The following is a 21,982-nucleotide window of genomic DNA, read 5'->3' on the forward strand; positions in this document are numbered from 1 at the left end:
GGCTTGCTCGCGAAGGTCGTTAACGATGACGCTGGCATTCTGGATGAACGCGGCGGTCTCAGGTTTTTCGCGAGCAAGCTCGCTCCTACAGAGAAGGAAGCCGGCCGGGAGGCCGCTGTGCTTTTGCTTTTGATCTTGATCTGACTGCCCCATTCAGCCCGAGGCCGAGCGCAGGCAGTGCGGAGCGGGTAAACCGGCAGGACGCCGGTTTAGCCGCGCCGGGCCATGGATGGCCCGTCGCGGCGGCCCGCTTCGCGGTGCCGGAGTGAGGGAACACCGAGCCTAGGCGAGGTGCCGACAGGCGGGGCAGAGCGTTTTGGTTACTTTTGCGCTTTTCAAAAGTGACCCGCTGTAAGAGCGGAACCCTAAGCGGCCGTTACCGAAGAAACGGATATGTACTCCCCCAAAAACGCAAAATCAACGCTTAGGTGCGCATCCCACGCCCACTCACCAGCAACCGCGCACACCCCACATACAGCACTACAGTCGCCACCAGCATAAACGTGATCGCCACACTGATCTTGATATCCGAAACGCCCAAGATCCCATAGCGAAACGCGTTAACCATGTGCAAAACCGGGTTAGCCAACGACACCGTCTGCCAGAACGGCGGCAGCAAGGTGATCGAATAAAACACCCCACCCAGGTACGTCAACGGCGTCAGCACAAACGTCGGAATAATCGAAATATCATCAAAATTGCGCGCAAACACCGCGTTGATAAAGCCCAGCAACGAAAAGATCGTCGCCGTCAGCACCACCACCAGCAGGGTGATCCCGAGGTGATGCACCTGCAAATGGGTAAAGAACAACGACAGCATCGTCACAATCACCCCGACCATCAACCCACGCAGCACGCCGCCCAGGGTGTAGCCGATCAGAATCGTATGGGGCGACACCGGCGACACCATCAATTCCTCGATGGAACGCTGGAACTTGCTGCCAAAGAAACTCGACACCACGTTGCCATAGGAGTTAGTGATCACCGACATCATGATCAACCCCGGCACGATGTATTCCATATAGGTGAAACCACCCATATCACCAATCTGCCGACCAATCAGGTTGCCGAAGATCACAAAGTACAAAACCATGGTAATCGCCGGCGGCAGCAGGGTTTGCGGCCAGATCCGGGTAAAGCGCTTCACTTCGCGGTAGACGATGGTCTGCAGCGCCACAAGGTTGGGTTGCAGTTCCGAACTCATACCGCCACCTTCGCCAGATTTTTCTCCACCAGGGACACGAACAACTCCTCAAGGCGATTGGTTTTGTTACGCAGGCTCAGCACTTCGATGTTCTGGGTGGCCAACTGGCCGAACAACGCGGTGATGCCCACGGCTTTGTCTACCTGGACTTCCAGGGTGTGGCTGTCCACCAGGCGATTCGGGTAGCCGATCAGCTGGGGCGCAACCGTCATGTCGTTTTTCAGGTCGAGCAGGAAGGTCTCGACGTGCAACTGGCTCAGCAGTGAACGCATGCTGGTGTTTTCGACGATGGTGCCGTGGTCGATGATGCCGATGTTGCGGCACAGCTGCTCAGCCTCTTCCAGGTAGTGGGTGGTGAGGATGATGGTGATGCCTTTCTGGTTCAGCTCGGTGAGGAAGGTCCACATCGAGCGACGCAGTTCGATGTCCACACCCGCTGTCGGTTCGTCGAGGATCAGCAGCCGCGGTTCGTGAACCAGGGCGCGGGCAATCATCAGACGGCGCTTCATGCCGCCGGACAGGGAGCGCGAAGGCACGTCGCGCTTGTCCCACAACCCCAGTTGCGTGAGGTATTGCTCGGCACGCTCTTTAGCGATCTTCGGCGGGATGCCGTAGTAACCGGCTTGGGTCACAACGATGTCGAAGGTCTTTTCGAACTGGTTGAAGTTGAACTCCTGGGGTACCACGCCAATGCTGCGCTTGAGCGCCGCCGGGGATTTATCCAGGTCGTGGCCAAAGATATTCACCGTGCCGCTGGTCTTGTTGACCAGGGTCGAGAGAATGCCGATGGTGGTGGATTTGCCGGCGCCGTTGGGGCCGAGCAAGGCGAAGAAATCACCTTCGGCGACGTCCAGATCGATACCACTCAGGGCCTGGAAACCGTTGCCGTAGGTTTTGGTTAGCTGCCGGATGGACAGAGCGGAACTCATATCTGATTACGCACCAAAGAAGAGGAATAGAATTGTTACATGAGGGCAGACCGCACGGAATACAACGGCTGCGCGTGACAAGCATGGTGCTTGTCCGCGCCGCACAAGTACAGTAACCCGTATTAATAGTGGGTATCAGGTCAACGCGGTCATGACCGCTTTTTGATAGGCCGGACGCTGGCGCAGGCGCTGGTACCAGGCCTCCAGGTTCGGCATCGACGGGCGTTCGATGGGCATCTCGAACCAGGCATAGATGAAACAGCCCAAGGGAATATCACCCATGCCGATCTCTTTGCCGGAGAGGTAAGGTTGCGTCGCCAAGGCCTGCTCGACGGTTTGCAGCACATCGATACAGGTTTGGCGCCCGGCGTGGATGGTGTCCCAGTTCTGCTTTTCAGCAGGGGTACGCAGTACGCCCCAGAACACGGTCTTGAAGGGTTCGGCCAGGGTCGAGGTGGTCCAGTCCATCCACTTTTCAGCGTTGGCGCGGGCTTGCAGGTCGCCGGGGTACCAATTCGAATCCGGTGCATGTTTGGCAGCCAGATAGCGCACGATGGTGTTGGATTCCCACAACACAAAGTCGCCATCTTCAATCATCGGCACGCGGCCATTGGGGTTAAGCGCGCGGTATTGCGGCGTGTCGACCACACCAAAAGCCCCGCCCGCATCAATTGCCTCATAGTCCAGGCCGAGCTCCTCGGCGCACCACAGTGCTTTCCTGACATTTGACGAATTTTTACGACCCCAGATTTTCAGCATGACCGCCCCGATTTTGAAAAAGATGGTTGGATGAATGCCGGGGCAGCATACGCCGGATCACGTCCGGCTTAAATCACTCTGCATGTCCCCCAGCAGCATCGGCATCTGCTCGCCAAACAGGTGTGGGTAACATTTCTGAATGTGGGCAAAGAAGAATTCTTCGGGCACCTCGGCGAATTGCCCATGGTCCACCACATACTCCATTGACCGCTGGCCCTTGCGATTGAAGGCGTGGAAGACACTGTCGTGGATGCCGTCGAACTCCAGGGGCGGCACGTCGAACAGCTCACACAGTTGCTGGTTGAACGCGGGCGTGGCCTTGACCCAACGGCCGTCCAGGTACAGCTCGGTGTAGCCGTGCATGGCAAATACGTCACTTCTGAGCAGTTCAATCAAACGCGGCGTCGAGAGGTGGTTGCGCACGTCAGCCAGGCCGATGCGTGCCGGAATCCCGCAGTGCCTTGCACACGCCGCCAACAGCGTCGCCTTGGGCACGCAATAACTCTCGCCGGTCGCCAGGGCGAAGCTGCCGCTGAGGGTTTGCGGGTCGCGGCTGAACGTGTAGGGGTTGTAGCGCACCGCCTCGCGAACGGCATAGTAAAGACTGACTGCCTGGTCAGGGGGCGCGGCACTCGAACCGCGATGTTTTTCGGCGAACTCCACCACCGCAGGGTGGTCACTATCGATGAAGCGGCCGGGATTCAAGTACGCATTCATGAGGTTAATCTCAGATAGCAAACCCTGAGTCTAACCACAGGCCTGCACCTGGGATAACGACGATTCAGCCAAATGTCGGCGCCTGGTGCTGATCATTGTCGGCACACCACGTAACACCCTCATCACCCCGCTTGTTCGGATGCCGACTAAGCTCTGAGGTGATTTCGCATCTGGTTTCACGGAGGATTGAATATGCTGTTGTTGTGGATACTGGTTCTGGTGGTGGGCATTGCCTACCTGGCGCACCGGCGCATCGCGCCCCTGCCCGCCATCGGCGTGGTCGCCGTCTACCTCTTGGCGATGGGCGCCTTCAGCCACGCACCAGGCTGGTTGCTGCTGATCTTCTGGGTACTGATCGCCGTGGTAGCCGCCCCGCTGCTGCTGCCGGACCTGCGTCGCAAGTACTTCACCGCGCCGCTGTTCAACTGGTTCCAGAAAGTCCTGCCGCCGATGTCCGAGACCGAGCGCGACGCCATCGACGCCGGCACCGTGTGGTGGGATGGCGAGCTGTTCAGCGGCCGCCCCGACTGGGACAAGCTGCTGGCCTATCCCAAGGCGCAACTGACCGAAGAAGAACAAGCCTTCATCGACGGTCCCACCGAAGAATTGTGCGCCATGGTCACCGACTGGGAAATCGGCCAGGCCATGGACCTGCCGCCCGCCGCCTGGGAACACATCAAGCAGCATGGCTTTTTTGCCCTGATCATCCCCAAGGAATTCGGCGGCAAGGGCTTCTCCGCCTACGCCCACTCCCAGGTCGCGATGAAGCTCGCGACCCGCAGCGGCGACCTCGCCTCCACGGTCATGGTGCCCAACTCCCTCGGTCCCGCCGAATTGCTGCTGCACTACGGCACCGATGAACAACGCAACCATTACCTGCCACGCCTGGCCCGTGGCGACGATATCCCGTGTTTTGCCCTGACCGGTCCGCTGGCCGGCTCCGACGCCGGCTCCATGCCCGACACCGGGGTGATCTGCAAAGGCGAATGGGAAGGCAAGGAAACCCTCGGCCTGCGCCTGAACTGGGAAAAACGCTACATCACCCTCGGCCCGGTGGCGACCTTGCTTGGCCTGGCGTTCAAGGCCCACGACCCGGACCACCTGCTGGGCGACAAAGAAGACCTCGGCATCAGCCTCGCGCTAATCCCCACCGACACACCGGGCGTTGAAATTGGCCGCCGTCACCTGCCACTGGGTGCCGCGTTCATGAACGGCCCCAACTCCGGCAAGGACGTGTTCATTCCCCTGGAGTTCCTGATCGGTGGCCAGGAAATGCTCGGCAAGGGCTGGATGATGCTGATGAACTGCCTGTCGGTAGGCCGTTCGATTTCCCTGCCAGCAGTTGGCACCGGCGCGGCCAAGTTCACCAGCCTGGTGACCGGCCAATATGCCCAGGTGCGCGAGCAGTTCAACGTACCGCTGGCGGCCTTTGAAGGCATCCAGGAAGCCCTGGCCCGCATCGGCGGTAACGCGTGGCTGATGGACAGCGCGCGAATGCTCACCGCCAATGCCGTCGACCTGGGGGAAAAACCCTCGGTGCTGTCGGCGATCCTCAAGTACCACCTGACCGAACGCGGCCGCGAGTGCATCAGCCATGCAATGGACGTGCACGGCGGCAAGGGCATCATCATGGGGCCCAACAACTACTTGGGCCGCAGCTGGCAAGGCGCGCCGATCTTCATCACCGTGGAAGGCGCGAATATCCTCTCGCGCAACCTGATGATCTTCGGTCAGGGTGCGATTCGCTGCCATCCGTTCGTACTCAAGGAAATGGCCCTGGCCGGTCGCGAAGACCATGACCAGGCCCTTAAGGAATTCGACGGACTGCTGCTGCAGCACATCGGGTTTGCCGTGAGCAACGCCGCCAGCACCCTGGTGCTGAACCTCGGTTTCGGCCACTTCGAAAAAGCCCCGGGCAACCGCTTGAGCCAAGGCTACTTCCGCGCACTCAACCGTCAGGCCGCTGCGTTCGCAATGCTGGCTGACCTGAGCATGATGCTGCTGGGCGGCGAATTGAAACGTCGCGAACGCCTGTCGGCGCGCCTCGGTGATGTGCTGAGCCATATGTACCTGGCATCGGCGGCGCTCAAGCGTTATCACGACCTGGATTCGCCAGACCACCTGGAACCGCTGTTCGCCTGGGCCATGGAAGAAAGCCTTGGCCACTCCGAGCGCGCACTGGATGAACTGCTGACCAACTTCCCGAACAAGGTGCTGGGTTGCCTGTTGCGGGTGATCGTGTTCCCGCTCGGTCGTCGCCATAAGGGCCCGTCCGATGCGCTGGATGCAGAAGTGGCCGCGGTGATTGGTCGCGCCAAGGGTGACCCGGCCCTGGAAGCAGTGCTGGCGGGCTGCTATCGCCCACAGTCCGCAGAAGATCCGGTGGGCGCCCTGCAACATGCCTACGACCTGTTGGCCGACAGCCACCCGTTGCAGAAAAAACTCCACGAAGGCCTCAAGAGCGGCCAGGTCAAACCGACCGCTGGCGAACATGCCATCGACGCCGCGCTGCATGCCGGCGTGCTGCAACCGGCCGAGGCGCAAACCCTGCGTGACGCCGAAGCAGCGCGACGCAAGGTGATCGACGTGGATGATTTCAGCAAGGAAGAGCTGAGCCAGGCTGAGGGAAAAGTCCGCTGATCCCAGCGGTCATATAAAAACGGGCGCTTGAGCTATATACTCTCGCGCCCGTTTTGCTCTTGAGGACTTATCTCGTGTCCAATGTCGTTGCCGATCATCTCGTCTTGCTCGACCACCTGCGCAGCATCCTGGTTGCCGTCGGCGAAGCCGAACAGGTTCCCGAGGAAAGCCACCTTCTGTTCCTGGAGCGCTTCGATGAACTGCGCGCCCTGCTGCCGATCGACCCGATCGAAAGCCAGTACCTGGGCCAGGACATGATGAGCCAGGTCATCCTGCGCTACCCGCAAATTGCTCACTTGGTGCCGCGCGACCTGCTGTGGTTCTTCGGTGGCGACTGTCTGCACTTCATGCCCGACGACGAACTAGACCTGTACCAGGCCCTGGAAGAACGTCGCTTCGAAGCTGAACAGAACGACGAACCGTTCGACTGGAACCAGGAAAAGCAGTTGTTGGCCATGTCCAATGACCAGCCCAAGCACTAACACGGACCCACTGTAGGAGCGAGCTTGCTCGCGAAGAACTCAAAGGCGCCGCGTGCATTCAGGATGCACGCGTTATCGTTAACGTCCATCGCGAGCAAGCTCGCTCCTACAGTTTCTTCAGCGTTGGCTCTTTAGCCATGCACTCCACCAAATAATCAATAAACACCCGCAACTTCGGCGGCAGATACCGCGTCGGCGAATGCAGCAACCAGGCATCCCCGTGGTACGACGCGATAAAATCCCAACCCGGCAACACCTGCACCACCTCCCCCGCTTCCAGCGCATGCCGCGCCGTGAAATACGGCAAGCTGCCAATCCCCACGTGCTGCAACACCGCATCCAGCCGCACCCCGGTGTGATTGGCCGCATACCGCCCGCGCACCCCGACTGTCACCGCCTTGCTGCCCTGGCGAAACTTCCAGCGCGCATCCCCCGACGTCTCGCCCAGGTAGATGCAACTGTGCTCCAGCAAGTCATGGGGATGCTGCGGCGTACCATGCTCGGCCAGATACTGCGGCGTGGCGCAGATCAAATGCTCGATTGGCAGCAATTGCCGCCCCACCAGGCCCGGCGGCGGGCTGTCGGTGATGCGGATGCTCAGGTCGACATTGTCATCAATCAGGTCAACATGCCGGTCCTCAAGGATCAATTGCACATCGACCTTGGGATAACGCCGCAGAAACTCCGGCATATGCGGATGCACCACAAACCGCCCCACCGCCTTGGGCACGCTGACCCGCACCAGCCCTTCGGCTTCATGGGTGTACTGCCCGCTGATTTCCATCACCGAACGCGCGGCGCTGACCATTTCCTGGCAGCGCTTGAATACCTCTTCGCCCCCTTCGCTGAGGCGCAACTTGCGCGTGGTCCGTTGCAGCAGGCGAGTCGCCAGGGCTTTTTCCAGGCGCGAGATGCTGCGGCTCACGGACGACGGCGATGCACCCAACTGCCGCGCGGCTTCTGAGAAGCTGCCGGTTTCCACCACCTTGACGAAAATCGCCATTTCACCGAGTAGTGGCAAGGGAAGATTGATGCTCATGACGCACAAGTCCATTGAGATTTGAACGGATTATCACCCATTGGCGCACTTCTTATACTGCCGGATCGAAACCCTGATGCGGATGTAGATGATGACCCAGCGCTTGTTTTTTACCCATGACCACTTGAATGCCGAACTTGAAGTGCTGGGATGCACGCCTTTTGATAACCAATTTGCAGTGACCCTGCAGTCAACGATCTTCCACCCCCAAGGTGGCGGCCAGCCTTGCGACACCGGCTGGCTGGGAGAAAGCCAGGTGTTGAAGGTCGTGCAGGAAGGCGATCGCATCGTGCATTACGTCGACCGCCCCTTAGCACCCGGCGCGATACAGGCACGCGTCGATGAAGACCGCCGCACCTTGCACACGCGCCTGCACTCGGCCGGGCACCTGATCGGCAATGCCGGCGAAACCCTGGGCTGGATGCCGATCAAGGCCCATCACTGGCCGGGCGAAGGCAAGATCACCTTTATTCGCGGTACGTCAGCCCAGGCCATGGACGCCGAGGTGATTCAGCGGCAAGTCGACCAATGGATCGCCGCCAACCTGCCGCGCCACATGGCACTGGATGAAGGCACGCGGGAAGTGGGTTTTGGCGAGCTGCCGGCCTATGCCTGCGGCGGTACGCATGTGCAGGCATTGGGGGACGTGGGCCAGATAAAGATCCTGGCCCTTTCGGAAAAAAAAGGGGCACTATCGGTGCGATACAGCCTGGATTGAGAATCCTCTTCTGGCTGGCAAACAACCTGTGGCGAGGGGGCTTGTCCCCCGTTGGGCTGCGCAGCGGCCCCAGAAGGCAATCAGCTTCCCTTCAGGCAGAGCCCGGCATGAGATTTTCGGGGCCGCTTCGCAGCCCAACGGGGGACAAGCCCCCTCGCCACAAAAGCCCTCCTCAGCTAGTCAAACCGCAATCGCTCCCGCCCTGCTCGGCTCCACCACAAACGACTTGAGGGTCGAGACGCTGGCATTCGGATCCTTCGGATCGGAAATCACCCGAAAGTGCGTCAGCATGCTCTTCTCCCCAAGCGCCACCGACACATAGCCGCGCTGGCGGCTGTCGAAAAACTTCACATGGGGATTGAGGGGCAGGATCGCATTGAACGCCTCAAACGGCGGCCCGTCAGAGGTCACCGACGTGCCGACAAACTCGGTAGCGACCACCGGCGAATCCAGATTCCCTCCATCAGCGTGCAGGTCCGTCGCCCAGAACGAGTGAATATCGCCGCCCCAGAACACCGGGTTATTCACCTTCCTGCGCACTATCGAAGCGAGTATCCGTTCACGGTTGGCCATGTAACCATCCCATCCATCGGTCCAGCGGCCAGGCTTGTGGTTGGTCAGGTCTCGTTGTGTGAGCGGCGCGACCAACAGGTCCTGGGCGATCACGTTCCATTGTGCCCGGGACTCGGCAAAGCCCTGATCCAGCCATGCTTCCTGCTCCCAGCCGAGCATGGTGCGGCGGGGATCGCGCAGGTCGGCACAGGTATTCGCGGCGATATGCCCCTTGTGGCTGCCATTGGCCAGAATGCACGGCTGCTCGGAGCGGTACTGGCGACCATCCAGCACATGGAAACGCGCCAGTCGGCCGTAATCCAAACGCCGATAAATGCGCATGTCCGGCCCTCGCGGCAAGCTGCTCAAGCGCAGCGGCATATGTTCATAGAACGCCTGATAGGCCGCCGCCCGCTGCTTGAGAAAACTCGCCGCCGGGATGTTCGGGTCCTGGGACCACTGACTCGCGTAGTCGTTTTGCACCTCATGATCGTCCCAGGTGACCACACTCGGCGCCGCGGCATGCAGTGCCTGCAAATCCGGATCGGTCTTGTACAGAGAGTAACGGTTGCGGTAATCCACCAGGTTCAGCGCATTGCCACTGCCGTGGGGGCGAATGATCTTGCCGGAGTCGGCCGCGTAGGAACTGTCGTAGATGTAATCACCGAGGAAAAACACCAGGTCCGGCTGCTCGGCCGCCAAGTGACGATAGGCGCTGAAGTAGCCTCGCTCCCAATGGGAGCAGGAGACAAAACCCAGTTGCGCCGACGCCATGGCATGCACCGCCGGGGCCGTGCGCGACTGCCCCACCGGGCTTTGCGCGCCGAGGCCTTCGAACTGGTACCAGTACGGTCGACCCGCTTCCAGCCCGGCGACTTCCACATGCACCGAATGGGCGAAACGCTCGCTGGCCATCACCTCGCCCTGGCGCACAACCCGCGTCATCGCCGCATCACTGGCCACCTTCCAGCGCACCGGCACCGCTCGGTTCAATCCGCCGCGACCGTCTGCGGCATTGAACAACGGCGCGAGGCGCGTCCAGATCACGAAACCATCGGGCAACGGATCGCCTGAAGCCACGCCGAGGGTGAAGGGATAGTCGATGCCTGCACTGCGGGCAAAAGGACTGAGGATCGAAAACGCGGTGGCAACTGCAAGCCCGCCCAGTACGCGACGGCGGTCGTGATCGACGCTCATCAACCGCGCTCCGTCCAGTCGGCACGCACCAGGCCGTACAACAACATGTCCTCGTGGACCCCGTTCTTGAGGAAGGCGCCCTTCATGCACCCTTCGTAACCCAAGCCGATTTTTTCCATGACCCGAGCGGACCCTTTGTTACGGGCAAAGCACTGGCTGCCCACACGCTGCAGCGCCAATTCGCTAAACCCAAACGCCATGATCTGCGCCGCTGCTTCGGCGGCATAACCCTGGCTTCGACAATGGGCGGCCACCCAATACCCGAGGTGCCCACTCCTATGAGCCGCAGATAACCTGAGGCTGATCACGCCGATCAATTCGCCCGTTTCCCGCAAATGAATACCCAGCCCCAGTGAATGCCCCGAGCGGTAATTCTCTGCCTGGCCATCAATAAAGACGTGTGCGGTTTCCAAGGTGTAAGGCGATGGAATCGCAGCCGTGTTGTTCGCAATATCGGGACCGTTGGCCAGCACCGACAACGTCTCGGCCTGCTCCTTTTGCAGAGGCTTCAACAGCAAACGCTGGGTAGATAAATGCGGCAGTACAGTGCTCATGCAAAGGGACTCGCGAAATAAATTCTCCAAGAATGTACTCGCGTCGTGTCAGTTTCATTACGTAGTTAAACAGACCCACGAGTCGTCTGTAAGACGCGTCCTAGAGCCTTAAAAGCTTAAATTAAAGTTAACCATTCGGTCATTTTTGGTTGCTAGCGTGTCGCCCCTAATCAACGGCGGGGTAGCGGAATGAGAACTTGGGATGAACCCAAAAAGCGCAAGGCACACATCGAACTGATCCCGATGATCGACGTGATGATGTTCCTGTTGGTGTTTTTTGTACTGGTGAGTTTGAACGTGATTCCGGCCCTGGGCATGAAGACTCAGTTGCCGAGCGCCAGCAGTTCACAACAGCTCAAGCCGCAAAATAAATTCATCCTGACCCTGGGTCTGGAAGGGCAGTTGCAGCTCGACGGCAAGGACATGAGCGTCGAGGCGTTGGTGCCAGCACTCAAGGCTGCCGAGAAGCCTGACAGCAAGTCGACGATCATCGTCAACAGTGACAAAGGCGTCGAAGTTTCTCGCCTGGTCGAGGTGATGGACACCCTGCGCGTGGGTGGCTTTACCTCTGTCTCCATCGCCACGAAAAAGTCCTGATCATGTACGCCTTGTTTCGTGCGCGTCGGCTGCTGGGCAGTGTCCCGGCCCTGATCGCCCTGGTGCTGATTGCACTGGGTATCCAGTCCCAACCCCTGAAGATTCAGCCACAGTACGACGAGTCGGCGGTTGAACTTGCCCTGGTGGAGCCCGAGCCGGAAGTGGTCCCCGAGCCCGTGGTGGAGCAAGAGCCACCGCCACCGGTGATCGAAGACGAAGAGGCCGAACCCGCCCCGCCGCCTCCGCCCCCCAAACCGGTGCCAAAGCCACTGCCAAAACCTGAGCCCAAGCCGAAACCCGTGCCCAAGCCGGTGGTCGCCAAACCGACGCCTGTGCCTGCACCCGCGCCGGTCGCCGCCAAGCCCGTGCAAGCCGCTCCCGCACCCACGCCGGCACCCGCAGCACCGCCCGCGCCGCCGAAAGTCGACGGCCAGGCACTGGAAGGCGGCTACCTCAAGGGTTTGCGCAACGAGCTGGACACATACAAGCAATACCCCACCGGGCGCCAGGCGTCCCTCGAACGCCCGAGTGGCGAGGTGGTTGTCTGGTTAATGGTCGACCGCCAAGGCCGCGTTCTCGACTCCGGGATCCAGACCCCGGGGCCGAGCATGCTGCTCAACCGGGCCGCCACGAACAGCCTGCGCCGTATCAAGCAGGTGAAACCGTTCCCCGAACAAGCCTTCGGTGGACGTAACGAGCAGCGCTTCACCGCCACCTTCAACTACAGCGTGCAATAAGCACACACCACCAGGACGACAGTGATGAAGTTCACCCGGATTCATCTGGCACTCGTTGCCGCGACGAGCATGACCCATGGAATGGTCATGGCAGACACCAGCGACAGTGACGTCGGGACCATTGGGGTACAGGGCAAGGCAACCGCGGGGGGCGGTTACATGGTTCAGGAAGAGAGCGCCAAGGGCCGCTCGACCATCACCAAGGAAGCCTTGGACAAACAGACGGCCACCGGCAACGCCATCGACAAGCTCAAGTACACCCCGGGCCTGAACATCTCCAGCGAAGACAACACCGGCCTCTCGGGCTTCCGCTTCACCATGCGCGGCATGAACTCCGACCAGGTGGGCATGTCGGTGGACGGTATGCCAATCAACGACTCCGGCAACTATGCGTTGTACTCCAACCTGTTGGGCGACCCGGAAAACATCGACCAGATCTTCGTCACCCAAGGCTCGTCGGAAGCCGACGGCCCGCACATCGGTTCCAGCGGCGGCAACATCGGTATCGTGACCACTCGCCCCACCAAGGAAACCGGTGCCTTCGTCAAGCAAGTGGTCGGCAGCAATGCCACCCGCAAGACCTTCGCCCGCCTCAATACCGGTGAAGTCAACGGCCTGAGCAACTGGCTGTCGGCCTCCCACACCGAAGGCCAGATGTGGCGCGGCTCGGGTGCCGTGCGCGCAGACAAGGTGGAGTGGAACAGCTTCTTCGACGCCGGCAACGGCAACACCGCCAACCTGATCCTCAAGTACCACGAGCAGGACAACAACAGTTACAGCCAGTTGACCAAGTCGCAGTTCCAGCAGTACGGCCGCAAGTACGACCCGTACCCGGCGACACCGGCGGTGGGTTCCAACGGCAAAATCAGCAGCTACTACGACCTGGCGCAGAACCCGTTCCAGACCTTCACCGCCGTGCTCAACACCCAGTACAAACTGAGCGACAACCTGTCCCTCTCGGTGATCCCGTATTACTACTACGGCAACGGCAGCGGCGTGGGCTCCTCGGCCTATGCGCTGAACAGCGGCTCGAACAAGGGCGGTGTTTTCGACCTCGGTAACCTGCCGACGCAGGCCCAATACAACGCCGACGGTTCCGCAACCACCGGCGTCTACTACCGCCCTTCGCGCACCCAGACCTGGCGCCCGGGCATCACCACCAAGCTGAACTGGGACCTGGGCGACCACAGCCTGCAATTCGGCTACTGGTACGAACGCGCCCGCCAAAGCCAGACCCAACCGTTCATTGCCCTGAAGAACAATGGCAAGCCGAGCGACACCTGGCCGGACGGCAACTCCGTGGTCGACGCCAATGGCAACACCGTCCAGGGTCGCGACCGCTACACCGTCACCCCGGCGCAGAAAGTCTGGGCCCAGGACACCTGGTACATCAACTCGGACTGGACGCTGATCGCAGGCATTGCCTATATGAATGTCGAGCGTGAAGGCACCAACCACGGCAGCCTCACCGAGCAACCGGGCAAGGCCAACCAGACCTACAACAAACTGCTGCCCAACGCCGGCCTGAAGTACCAGATCGACGAGCGTGACCAGCTGTTCTACAGCCTGTCGCGCAACATGCGGATTCCACAGAACTACGTGCTGTACGACAAAGGCGTCGGCTCCCTCGACTCCAAGCCGGAGCTCAGCTGGAACCAGGAACTGGGCTGGCGCTACACCGGCGAAGACAGCACCCTCGCCGCCACCCTGTTCTACATGCAGTTCAAGAATCGCCAGCTCACCTCCTTGGACAGCAACGGTGATTCCGCCGACATCAACGCCGGCACCGTCATCAACAAAGGCCTGGAACTGGAGTGGAGCGGCAAGCTGCCGCACAACTTCAACTACTACACCTCCTACACCTACACCAGCTCCAAGCAGCAGGATGACCTGACCGTCTACAGCGCCGGCAAGCCGATCGTGCTGCCCACCAGCGGCAAGCAATTCGCTAACGTGCCGACCAACATGCTGGCAGCCAACGTCGGCTATGACGACGGGCGCTTCTACGGCACCTTCGGCGGCAAGTTCACCAGCAAGCTCTATGGCGACCTGACCAACGACGAAGCCATCTCCGCCCGCACCATTTTCAACCTCGGCGCCGGTATCTACCTGCCGGTGGACAAGAAAGTCGTCAAGGACGCAACCCTGCGCCTGAACGTCGACAACCTGTTCGACAAGAAGTACCTGGACGGCGTGTACACCACCAAGACCAACTCGGCGAGCTACAGCGGTTTCCGCGACGGCGACCCGGCTTACATCGTTGGGCTTGACCGCACCGTCACCGTTTCCCTGGAAGCCAATTTCTAACTGCGAGGCTCAGCATCATGGACATGAACCTGCTTCACCAAATCACCTTTTATGTGATGTACGCCGCCCTGGCGATTGCAATCTTCATCACCATCGAACGTGGCCTCTACTTCGCCTACGTGCGCCGCCAGGCCCGTGCGCTGACTGAAGTGCTGGGCGCCAATGTGCACAGCGAGCGTGACCTGCCGGAAAACCTGACCCGCCGCGACAGCCTGCCGCTGAGCATGGTGCTGCCGATCCTGGCGCAGAAGGCTTCCCATGGTTCGCGCAAGGACCTGGACGACGAGATCGAAACCCAGTACCTCAAGACCCGCGCGCCGCTGTCCCGCAGCCTGTGGATCATCGAAACCATCACCACCGCCGCGCCGCTGCTCGGCCTGCTGGGCACCATTCTCGGCATCATCGACACCTTCAAGGCGCTGGCCACTGCCGGCGTGTCCGACCCGGGCCAGATTTCCGGTGGTATCGGTACGGCCTTGTTCGCCACGGGTTTGGGTATCGCCATCGCGCTGTTCTGCGTGGTGTTCCACAACTTCTTCCAGGACAGCCTGGAGCGCATCAACGACCAGCTGAAAATCCTGCTGATCCGCGCGGCAACCGGTGCCCGCGTGCAGGGTGAGGTGCCGCACCTGGTGCCGGCGCCGCTGCACAGCCGCACTGCGTGAACTTCCCGGGGCGGGCGCATCATGCGCCCGCCCTTTCTTTTTGCCCGATGAGACGCCTATGTCCATATCGTTAAAGTTACGTATCGCCGGCCTTGCAGGCCTGCTCCTCAGTCCGCTTGCCCAGGCGGACTTTTCAATTCCGGGGTTTGAACTGGTGCACACCGTGCCGGTGGACACGCAACTGGGAACGGCGGACCTGCGCCAGCCCGGCCCGGTATGGATCGGGCTGTTTGACGGCGCGAAAAGCCGCATCGACATCGGCCAGTTCTACGCGGCAGATCATCCTGGCTCGGTGATGGACAAGGTGATTGAACACCTGGAAGCCGCTGGTAAACGTGGGGTGAAGATTCGCTTCCTGCTGGAAGAAAAAGGCGTGCGGCTGTCGGAAGCTTCCACCCTGGACCGCCTGAAAGCCATTCCCAACCTGACCTTCCGCATCCTGCCCTATGGCAAGCTGAGTGGCGGGATCATCCACGCGAAATACATGGTGGTGGACGGCAAGGAGGCGTTTATCGGCAGCCAGAACTTCGACTGGCGTTCGCTGGAGCATATCCACGAAACCGGGCTGCTCATCAGTGATGCAAGTGTCGTGGCGCAGACCCTGGCGATTTTTGAACAGGACTGGCAGGCCCAGGCAGCGTTGGCCGCCAACAAGCCTGTCGCCCTGCCCGCCGCGGGCGCTACACCGGCGCGCACCGGCAACTACCTGGTGGCCAGCCCCCAACGCTACAACCCGCCGGGCGTGGGTGATTCACAGCTGGAACTGCCACGCCTGCTGGGCGAGGCGAAAAAGGAAGTGCGTGTACAACTGCTGGACTACGCGCCGCTCTCCTATGGACCTGACAGAACCCGCCCTTATTACGCGGTGATCGACAACGCGGTGCGTGCGGCGGCGGCGCGCGGGGTGTCGATCAAGTTGATGGTGTCCAACTGGAACACCGAAGCGCTGGAATTGCCGTACCTGAAAAGCCTGGCCGTGCTGCCGAATGTCGAGGTCAAGATTGTTACGCTGCCCGAGGCCAAGCAGGGATTTATTCCTTATGCGCGGGTGATTCACAGCAAAACCATGGAGATCGATGGGCAAGTCGCCTGGGTGGGGACCAGTAACTGGCTGGGTGGCTATTTCGATAACTCGCGCAACCTGGAAGTGGTGATGCGCAGTGAAGCGATGGCCAAGCGTGTAGGAGATTTACACGAACAACTGTGGGACGGGCCGTATGCCAAGGCACTGGAAGTGACGAGCGAGTACCCGGAACCACATCCGGGCAAGCCGTGAACCGTTGCCCGCAAAGAGCATGACTTTGCGGGCAATGTCACATTGCCAGATATGAATGTTGCACTTTTTCGCCTTTGCGCTGACCAACCCTGCATAACTCATGGATGGAGAGCAGGGATGAACAACATACGCAATGGACTGTACGGAGCCGCGCTGGTTTTGGCGGCCATCGGGCTGACAGGTTGTGCCAACTCCATGACCTCCACCGGTGTGCCGGGCGTGAAGATGGGCGACAGCTATGAGCAGGTACTCGCTGTCGTCAGCCGCGATAATACGGTGACTAAGAAGATCGACGGGGAGGGATTCCGGGCTGAGGGTTACTCGCAGGCGTTCAGGGATTGTCGCAGCACCTATTTTATCTTCCAGGGCGCCGACGGCTTGCAGATGGTCAGCCATGAGCCCGCGCCGCATCTGTCGGTCAGCCAGAACTGCCGCCAGCCATGAGCACTTTACGTGTAATTCCCGCCCTCTTCCTGGTACTCCTCAGCGGCTGCGGCCAGGTGTATAACATCCGCTCCCTCAACACCGCCTACACGGCGCCGCCATCCACCGAGACGGCGCGCTTGCGCATTATCAGCGACGGCATGGTGCGTGCGGTGCCCGGTCGCGATTGCCTGGACTGGAATGTCCCCGGCGCAGGCGTGATGGTGTCAGCCAAATCCGGCTTCTCCGACCGCAATGGCGCAAGCCTCGGTATGCCGGGGCCGACTTACACCTGGGACGGTGCGGTGTCGTCCGAACTGGTGATTCCGGCGAACACGCCCATCGCCTTTCACTACCTGGGGCTGCCGCAAGCTGGCCGGCAATGTTTCAACACCATGACCTTTATCCCCAAGCCCGGCATGGATTACATGGTGCGCGCGTCCCTGTCCAGCAGTTGTGCGTTCGAGTTGGCCGAACTGCCGAAGGGTGCTGAACGGTGGAATCCGATTGAACCGACGCCGTCGGGAAGGCTGTCGATGTGCCACGCGATGGATAACTTCTAGCGGCCCAGGCGCAACGTGGGTTGGGGCGTTGCGCGCCAGCCCATAAAAAACCCACAAACAAAAACGCCGATCATTGCTGATCGGCGTTTTCGTTAAATATGGAGCGGGAAACGAGACTCGAACTCGCGACCCCGACCTTGGCAAGGTCGTGCTCTACCAACTGAGCTATTCCCGCAAATGGCGTCCCCTAGGGGACTCGAACCCCTGTTACCGCCGTGAAAGGGCGGTGTCCTAGGCCACTAGACGAAGGGGACACGCTACTGAAACACATGGTGTGTGTTTCAGTGCCCAGAGATTAAATCCGAAGATTATGCCCTGGTTTCACTCAGCGCCGCCCGAGAGCAACACTGCTTAAATTTGGAGCGGGAAACGAGACTCGAACTCGCGACCCCGACCTTGGCAAGGTCGTGCTCTACCAACTGAGCTATTCCCGCATATGGCGTCCCCTAGGGGACTCGAACCCCTGTTACCGCCGTGAAAGGGCGGTGTCCTAGGCCACTAGACGAAGGGGACACACGTACAACATTCACTCCCTACCGCGTTTCGCTGTGTGCTTTACGCTGTAAGTGGCGCGCATTCTATGGATGGATTGGGAGGTCGTCAACCCCCAAGGATAAATTTATTTAAATCAATGACTTCGCCGTGGTTTACGGGGGTTGCAAGGGTTTCTCGCCGTCCAGGCTTTGGCGCCTATATTCTGGCGTTCCACAAGGCGCTATAGTTGGCCATAGCAAATGATGGCAATGTGCATCCATGCAGGGACTGCCCAGCTATATAGAAGCAACTACTGACGCAACTGGTCGCTCAGTCCTATCCGGCCACTGCACCAGTCACTACACTTCAACGCAAACCCCATAAAGAGGTCACACCGGTGACACCACTCATGATCACCCTGCTGGTAATAGCCGGGATCGTAATACTGATCGCCATTGGCTACATGAACCACGTGGTGGAAAACAATAAGCTGGAAAAGAACCGGACCCGGATCGAACTCAATGACCGGCTGCGTCGCTGCGGTGAAATCACGGAGACCTTTCCAGGCCAATTGATGACGCCGCGACTCAAGTTGCTGCTGACCCGCCTGGAGCTCAACGTCAACCAGCGCCTGTTGAACCTGGACAAGTCGAATGCGTCGCTCAAGGCACGCATCACCGAACTCAACGCGCTGGTGGCCCAGGGCGAATCGATTCCGGTGAATAACCCGCCCGGCCCGATCCAGACCGAAGCCAAGGCCAAGGATGTACGGTTCCTGCTGGAAGCCCTGCATGGCCAGGTAACTCGCGCGGCCCAGGACGGTTTCCTGCCGACCAATGAAGCCAAGCACTGGATCAAGGAAATCCGCCACATCCTGGTGCTGCTGCACATCGAGTTCTTCAACAACCTGGGCCAGCACGCGCTGCAACAGGGCCAGCCGGGCCAGGCACGCCTGGCGTTCGAACGCGGCGTGCAGTACCTGCGCAAACAGCCAGAGCCCGTGGTGTACAGCCAGCAACTGCAATTGCTGGAGAAGCAACTGGCGCGCGCCAACTCCATGGTGCTGACCAACCTCGAGCCGGCTGAAGACGAGGTCAACGAATTGACCGAAGGCTTGAAAGTGGCGGACGCGGATGCAGACTGGAAGAAGAAAGCCATCTACGACTGATCCCCTGCCATTGTGGTGGGCGGTAAACCCGCTCGCCACATGCCATCACTCTGCACCTATCCCCTTCCCGCCGAATAGCGTAAAAAAGGCCCCCTCTCTCCGTTAACGAAAAGGGCCTCGCCATGCCTGTCGTGATCATCGATGGACAACCGCTGCACTACCTCGACCAGGGCACCGGCCCGGCCGTTCTCCTCGGTTCCAGCTACCTGTGGGACAGCCAGATGTGGGCGCCGCAGATAGAAGCCCTTTCGCAACAATACCGAGTGATCGTCCCCGAGTTATGGGGCCACGGCGAGTCCGGCCCACTGCCTGCAAACACCGCATCCCTGGACGACCTCGCACGCCAGCACCTGGCCCTGCTGGATCATCTGGACATCGCCCAAGTCAACCTCGTAGGTTTGTCGGTCGGCGGCATGTGGGGCGCACGCCTGGCGCTGCTGGCACCCGAGCGGGTCAACAGCCTGGTGCTGATGGACACGCACCTGGGTGCCGAGCCGGAAGCCACTCGCCAGTACTACTTCTCGCTGTTCAAGATGATCGAAGATGCCGGTGCCATTCCGGAACCGCTGCTGGATGTGGTGGCGCCGATCTTCTTCCGCCCCGGCATCGACCGGGAGTCGGCCTTGTACCAGGACTTTCGCAACGCACTGAAGGCCTTCCCCAAAGAGCGCCTGCTGCAAAGCATCGTGCCCCTGGGCCGGATTATCTTCAGCCGCGCCGATGTGCTGGAGCAGCTGTCGCGCCTAAACGCTGATACCACCCTGGTGATGTGTGGGGAGCAAGACAAGCCACGCCCACCGGCCGAGTCAGAAGAAATGGCGACCTTGATCGGCTGCGCGCTGGCGTTAATCCCGGACGCCGGGCATATCTCCAGCCGGGAAAACCCCGACTACGTCAACGAGGCGCTGCTGACTTTCCTGGTCAACAACGCCTGACGGCCCTGCCCTTTGATCGCCGCAGGCGTGCGGTGATCAAAGGCGGAAGTGCCCGACCATCCCTTTAAGCTCCGTACCCAACTGCGCCAGCTCAATGCTCGACGCCGCGTTGCCCTGCATGCTCAACGCCGATTGATCGGCACTGGCACGGATGCTGGTGACGCTGCGGTTGATTTCCTCGGCCACCGAACTTTGCTCTTCGGCCGCCGCGGCAATCTGCTGGTTCATCTGCTGGATCAGTGACACCGCCGCCGCAATGCTGCCCAGGGCACTTTCAGTCTCCAGGGCATCACTGACCGCCAGCTTCACCAGTTCGCCACTCTGTTTGATCTGCTGCACCGAAGACTGTGCCGCGCTGCGCAAGGTGCTGACCAGTCGCTCGATCTCCTCGGTCGATTGCTGGGTACGCTTGGCCAGTGCCCGAACCTCATCGGCCACCACCGCAAAACCACGGCCCTGCTCGCCCGCCCGGGCCGCCTCGATGGCCGCATTCAGGGCGAGCAAGTTGGTTTGTTCGGCCACGCTTTTGATCACCTCGAGTACCGTGCCGATATGCTGGATTTCCGCACTCAGGCTTTCGATGCTGGTACTGGCAGAGGTCGCAGAACTGGCCAGCAATTCGATGCGCTGCAAGCTCTGGCGCACCACCTGCTGGCCGCTGTCGACCTTGTCATCTGCGGTCTGCGCAGCCTGGGCCGCTTCTTCGGCGTTGCGCGCCACGTCGTGCACGGTGGCGGTCATCTGGTTCATGGCCGTAGCCACCTGCTCGGTCTCTTCCTTCTGGCTGCTGACCTCGATGTTGGTCTGCTCGGTTACGCTGGACAGCGAATGGGCCGAGCTGGCCAGTTGCTCGATACCCGCCTGCAACCCGCTGACCATGTTGCTCAAGCCGCTGCTCATCTGCTGCATCGCGAGCATCAACTGGCCCATTTCGTCCCGACGGCTGACTTCCATGCGCCCACTGAGATCACCGGCGGCAATCTGCTGGGCCACTGCAATCACACGGCGCAGCGGAGCCACAATCAACCGGGTAATGATCCACGCGGCAATCAGCCCCACCAGCAAGGCCAACGCAGAGGAGCCAATGATCAGCAACGCGCTTTTCTTCAACTGCGCCTGCATCGACAGGTCTTCTGCGTCATAGGCCTGATTGACCCGGGTGACCACCTCGGCGGCGCGCTCGTGCAGTTGCTTATAGACGACCTTTTCCTGGGCCAGCAGGCCGGTGTACTCGCCGAGTTTTTCGCTGAAGGCCGCGATATGCCCGGACACTTCGTTAAGTACGGTTTGATAACCGGAATCCTTGACCGTGGTTTTCAACTGCTCGACCTGGGCCAAGGCCTGGTCGGCCTGCTCGATCTTGCCTTGCTCGGTGTTCTCGTCATCGCCCTTGCGGCTTTGATCCAGACGCACGTGCGCTTCGTTCATGGCTTGCAGCATCAGGCGCGATACCTGGCTGACCTGCCCCGCCTGCTCGATAAATTCGGCGCCTTCCTTGCCCTGGCTTTCCTTGAGGCCATAGGCGCCGTCGTCCGCCAGCCCGGCCTGCAACACATCAAGGTTGTTGGCGACACTGGAGACCGACCAACTGGCCATTTCCAGGGCCAGGTCCTTGGTCTGGGTCAGCTCGACAAACTCATCGAACGCCTTGCGGTAGGCCGCCAACGCCTGCTCGACGTCGGTCATCACCGGGACGTTGGCGGGCGACTGGCCCTTGAGAATCGTGGCCTGGGCGGCCAATGCGTCGACGCTTTCGTGCAAGGCATCCACGGACTTGGGGTCAGCATGCAGCGCGTAGTCCTGCTCGATCAAGCGCACCTTGAGCAGGCCGCTGTTGAGCGCCGACATGGCTTTAAGGCCCTCGAAACGCTGGCCAACGGTTTGCAGCGACCACACGCCAATCGCGGCCACCAGCGCCGTCAACAGCAACACCAAGGCAAAGCCCAAGCCCAGTTTCTTTGCCATACCGAGGTTGGCAAAACGTCGTTGCACGGCAGAAATCATTGCACTTGAGTCCTCTTGCAATGGCGGGTGCCATCAAGCCCG

20 protein-coding genes, 4 tRNA genes and 1 pseudogene are annotated in these 21,982 nt (G+C 60.4%); 12 read left to right on the forward strand and 13 right to left on the reverse strand.

All coding sequences use genetic code 11. From position 1 onward, the window contains the following. Window positions 1-424: 424 nt before the first annotated feature. From SNL23_RS18860 to SNL23_RS18875, 4 genes are all read right to left on the reverse strand, one after another. A complete protein-coding gene (locus tag SNL23_RS18860) occupies window positions 425-1,204 on the reverse strand; it encodes an ABC transporter permease (RefSeq protein WP_076015273.1) in 780 nt (259 codons plus the stop codon). After that, a complete protein-coding gene (locus SNL23_RS18865) occupies window positions 1,201-2,133 on the reverse strand; it encodes an ABC transporter ATP-binding protein (RefSeq protein WP_076015272.1) in 933 nt (310 codons plus the stop codon). The genes SNL23_RS18860 and SNL23_RS18865 overlap by 4 nt, the downstream gene beginning before the upstream one ends. A gap of 135 nt (window positions 2,134-2,268) precedes the next feature. Next, a complete protein-coding gene (locus tag SNL23_RS18870; protein ID WP_076015271.1) occupies window positions 2,269-2,892 on the reverse strand; it encodes a glutathione S-transferase family protein in 624 nt (207 codons plus the stop codon). Window positions 2,893-2,949: 57 nt separating this feature from the next. Next, window positions 2,950-3,609, reverse strand: coding sequence for a transglutaminase-like domain-containing protein (locus SNL23_RS18875; protein WP_318303095.1), 660 nt, complete (start codon window positions 3,607-3,609; stop codon window positions 2,950-2,952). A gap of 192 nt (window positions 3,610-3,801) precedes the next feature. Between SNL23_RS18875 and SNL23_RS18880 the strand changes: the two genes are divergently transcribed. Together SNL23_RS18880 and SNL23_RS18885 are read left to right on the forward strand one after the other, a co-directional pair. Beyond that, on the forward strand, window positions 3,802-6,249 hold the full coding sequence (locus SNL23_RS18880) for an acyl-CoA dehydrogenase (protein WP_076015269.1): 2,448 nt from the start codon (window positions 3,802-3,804) through the stop codon (window positions 6,247-6,249). Window positions 6,250-6,323: 74 nt separating this feature from the next. Next, complete coding sequence (locus SNL23_RS18885) at window positions 6,324-6,731, forward strand: PA2817 family protein (RefSeq protein WP_003217220.1); 408 nt, start codon at window positions 6,324-6,326, stop codon at window positions 6,729-6,731. Window positions 6,732-6,837: 106 nt separating this feature from the next. On the opposite strand, the gene SNL23_RS18890 is transcribed toward SNL23_RS18885, so the two are convergent. After that, window positions 6,838-7,770, reverse strand: coding sequence for a LysR family transcriptional regulator (locus tag SNL23_RS18890; RefSeq protein ID WP_076015268.1), 933 nt, complete (start codon window positions 7,768-7,770; stop codon window positions 6,838-6,840). Between the two features lie 91 nt (window positions 7,771-7,861). Between SNL23_RS18890 and SNL23_RS18895 the strand changes: the two genes are divergently transcribed. After that, on the forward strand, window positions 7,862-8,488 hold the full coding sequence (locus SNL23_RS18895; protein WP_076015348.1) for a hypothetical protein: 627 nt from the start codon (window positions 7,862-7,864) through the stop codon (window positions 8,486-8,488). 180 nt (window positions 8,489-8,668) lie between these two features. Here the strand turns inward: SNL23_RS18895 and SNL23_RS18900 are convergent, their stop codons facing one another. Next, window positions 8,669-10,237, reverse strand: coding sequence for an alkaline phosphatase D family protein (locus tag SNL23_RS18900; protein WP_318303098.1), 1,569 nt, complete (start codon window positions 10,235-10,237; stop codon window positions 8,669-8,671). Further along, entirely contained in the window at window positions 10,237-10,791 is a 555-nt protein-coding gene (locus SNL23_RS18905; protein WP_076015266.1) for a GNAT family N-acetyltransferase, read from the reverse strand. Before SNL23_RS18905 ends, SNL23_RS18900 begins: the two co-directional genes overlap by 1 nt. A gap of 189 nt (window positions 10,792-10,980) precedes the next feature. Between SNL23_RS18905 and SNL23_RS18910 the strand changes: the two genes are divergently transcribed. The 7 genes from SNL23_RS18910 (at window position 10,981) to SNL23_RS18940 (ending at window position 17,359) form a co-directional block, all read left to right on the forward strand. Beyond that, window positions 10,981-11,388, forward strand: coding sequence for an ExbD/TolR family protein (locus SNL23_RS18910; protein WP_076015265.1), 408 nt, complete (start codon window positions 10,981-10,983; stop codon window positions 11,386-11,388). Window positions 11,389-11,390: 2 nt separating this feature from the next. Then, window positions 11,391-12,125, forward strand: a complete 735-nt coding sequence (locus SNL23_RS18915) for an energy transducer TonB family protein (RefSeq protein WP_076015264.1) — start codon at window positions 11,391-11,393, stop codon at window positions 12,123-12,125. A 24-nt stretch (window positions 12,126-12,149) separates the two neighbouring features. Continuing rightward, on the forward strand, window positions 12,150-14,432 hold the full coding sequence (locus SNL23_RS18920; protein ID WP_076015263.1) for a TonB-dependent receptor: 2,283 nt from the start codon (window positions 12,150-12,152) through the stop codon (window positions 14,430-14,432). A 17-nt stretch (window positions 14,433-14,449) separates the two neighbouring features. Beyond that, a complete protein-coding gene (locus SNL23_RS18925) occupies window positions 14,450-15,097 on the forward strand; it encodes a MotA/TolQ/ExbB proton channel family protein (protein WP_076015262.1) in 648 nt (215 codons plus the stop codon). 58 nt (window positions 15,098-15,155) lie between these two features. Continuing rightward, window positions 15,156-16,373 (forward strand): phospholipase D-like domain-containing protein, encoded by a 1,218-nt coding sequence (locus SNL23_RS18930; RefSeq protein ID WP_318303099.1) that lies wholly within the window; start codon window positions 15,156-15,158, stop codon window positions 16,371-16,373. 117 nt (window positions 16,374-16,490) lie between these two features. Then, a complete protein-coding gene (locus tag SNL23_RS18935; protein ID WP_167663572.1) occupies window positions 16,491-16,817 on the forward strand; it encodes a hypothetical protein in 327 nt (108 codons plus the stop codon). Further along, a complete protein-coding gene (locus SNL23_RS18940; protein WP_167663573.1) occupies window positions 16,814-17,359 on the forward strand; it encodes a hypothetical protein in 546 nt (181 codons plus the stop codon). The genes SNL23_RS18935 and SNL23_RS18940 overlap by 4 nt, the downstream gene beginning before the upstream one ends. A 99-nt stretch (window positions 17,360-17,458) precedes the next feature. Here the strand turns inward: SNL23_RS18940 and SNL23_RS18945 are convergent. The 4 genes from SNL23_RS18945 to SNL23_RS18960 all read right to left on the reverse strand — a co-directional run bounded on the left by SNL23_RS18945 (window position 17,459) and on the right by SNL23_RS18960 (window position 17,872). Continuing rightward, window positions 17,459-17,534, reverse strand: a tRNA-Gly gene (locus SNL23_RS18945). Between the two features lie 3 nt (window positions 17,535-17,537). Next, window positions 17,538-17,613: transfer RNA gene (locus SNL23_RS18950), tRNA-Glu, on the reverse strand. A gap of 104 nt (window positions 17,614-17,717) precedes the next feature. Then, a tRNA-Gly gene (locus tag SNL23_RS18955) sits at window positions 17,718-17,793 on the reverse strand. Window positions 17,794-17,796: 3 nt separating this feature from the next. Continuing rightward, window positions 17,797-17,872: transfer RNA gene (locus tag SNL23_RS18960), tRNA-Glu, on the reverse strand. A gap of 370 nt (window positions 17,873-18,242) precedes the next feature. Here SNL23_RS18960 and SNL23_RS18965 point away from each other — a divergent pair. Together SNL23_RS18965 and SNL23_RS18970 are read left to right on the forward strand one after the other, a co-directional pair. Beyond that, on the forward strand, window positions 18,243-19,001 hold the full coding sequence (locus tag SNL23_RS18965; protein WP_178124263.1) for a hypothetical protein: 759 nt from the start codon (window positions 18,243-18,245) through the stop codon (window positions 18,999-19,001). 122 nt (window positions 19,002-19,123) lie between these two features. Next, window positions 19,124-19,936, forward strand: coding sequence for an alpha/beta fold hydrolase (locus SNL23_RS18970; protein WP_318303100.1), 813 nt, complete (start codon window positions 19,124-19,126; stop codon window positions 19,934-19,936). 36 nt (window positions 19,937-19,972) lie between these two features. Here SNL23_RS18970 and SNL23_RS31615 read toward each other — a convergent pair whose 3' ends face one another. After that, window positions 19,973-20,854 (reverse strand): methyl-accepting chemotaxis protein, encoded by an 882-nt coding sequence (locus SNL23_RS31615; protein WP_412104237.1) that lies wholly within the window; start codon window positions 20,852-20,854, stop codon window positions 19,973-19,975. Then, window positions 20,834-21,940: pseudogene (locus SNL23_RS31620) on the reverse strand (HAMP domain-containing protein); the annotation flags it as partial. The gene SNL23_RS31615 and the pseudogene SNL23_RS31620, both read right to left, overlap by 21 nt. Window positions 21,941-21,982: the final 42 nt, after the last annotated feature.

The sequence above is a fragment of the Pseudomonas sp. SED1 genome (assembly GCF_034044025.1).
Lineage (GTDB): Bacteria > Pseudomonadota > Gammaproteobacteria > Pseudomonadales > Pseudomonadaceae > Aquipseudomonas.

What these genes read in the sequence shown, in the direction of transcription:
- SNL23_RS18860 (WP_076015273.1), bottom strand. Translation starts at nt 1,204, where the DNA reads ATGAGTTCGGAACTGCAACCCAACCTTGTGGCGCTGCAGACCATCGTC.
- SNL23_RS18865 (WP_076015272.1), bottom strand. Translation starts at nt 2,133, where the DNA reads ATGAGTTCCGCTCTGTCCATCCGGCAGCTAACCAAAACCTACGGCAAC.
- SNL23_RS18870 (WP_076015271.1), bottom strand. Translation starts at nt 2,892, where the DNA reads ATGCTGAAAATCTGGGGTCGTAAAAATTCGTCAAATGTCAGGAAAGCA.
- SNL23_RS18875 (WP_318303095.1), bottom strand. Translation starts at nt 3,609, where the DNA reads ATGAATGCGTACTTGAATCCCGGCCGCTTCATCGATAGTGACCACCCT.
- SNL23_RS18880 (WP_076015269.1), top strand. Translation starts at nt 3,802, where the DNA reads ATGCTGTTGTTGTGGATACTGGTTCTGGTGGTGGGCATTGCCTACCTG.
- SNL23_RS18890 (WP_076015268.1), bottom strand. Translation starts at nt 7,770, where the DNA reads ATGAGCATCAATCTTCCCTTGCCACTACTCGGTGAAATGGCGATTTTC.
- SNL23_RS18895 (WP_076015348.1), top strand. Translation starts at nt 7,862, where the DNA reads ATGACCCAGCGCTTGTTTTTTACCCATGACCACTTGAATGCCGAACTT.
- SNL23_RS18900 (WP_318303098.1), bottom strand. Translation starts at nt 10,237, where the DNA reads ATGAGCGTCGATCACGACCGCCGTCGCGTACTGGGCGGGCTTGCAGTT.
- SNL23_RS18905 (WP_076015266.1), bottom strand. Translation starts at nt 10,791, where the DNA reads ATGAGCACTGTACTGCCGCATTTATCTACCCAGCGTTTGCTGTTGAAG.
- SNL23_RS18910 (WP_076015265.1), top strand. Translation starts at nt 10,981, where the DNA reads ATGAGAACTTGGGATGAACCCAAAAAGCGCAAGGCACACATCGAACTG.
- SNL23_RS18915 (WP_076015264.1), top strand. Translation starts at nt 11,391, where the DNA reads ATGTACGCCTTGTTTCGTGCGCGTCGGCTGCTGGGCAGTGTCCCGGCC.
- SNL23_RS18920 (WP_076015263.1), top strand. Translation starts at nt 12,150, where the DNA reads ATGAAGTTCACCCGGATTCATCTGGCACTCGTTGCCGCGACGAGCATG.
- SNL23_RS18925 (WP_076015262.1), top strand. Translation starts at nt 14,450, where the DNA reads ATGGACATGAACCTGCTTCACCAAATCACCTTTTATGTGATGTACGCC.
- SNL23_RS18930 (WP_318303099.1), top strand. Translation starts at nt 15,156, where the DNA reads ATGTCCATATCGTTAAAGTTACGTATCGCCGGCCTTGCAGGCCTGCTC.
- SNL23_RS18935 (WP_167663572.1), top strand. Translation starts at nt 16,491, where the DNA reads ATGAACAACATACGCAATGGACTGTACGGAGCCGCGCTGGTTTTGGCG.
- SNL23_RS18940 (WP_167663573.1), top strand. Translation starts at nt 16,814, where the DNA reads ATGAGCACTTTACGTGTAATTCCCGCCCTCTTCCTGGTACTCCTCAGC.
- SNL23_RS18965 (WP_178124263.1), top strand. Translation starts at nt 18,243, where the DNA reads ATGATCACCCTGCTGGTAATAGCCGGGATCGTAATACTGATCGCCATT.
- SNL23_RS18970 (WP_318303100.1), top strand. Translation starts at nt 19,124, where the DNA reads ATGCCTGTCGTGATCATCGATGGACAACCGCTGCACTACCTCGACCAG.
- SNL23_RS31615 (WP_412104237.1), bottom strand. Translation starts at nt 20,854, where the DNA reads ATGCTCGCGATGCAGCAGATGAGCAGCGGCTTGAGCAACATGGTCAGC.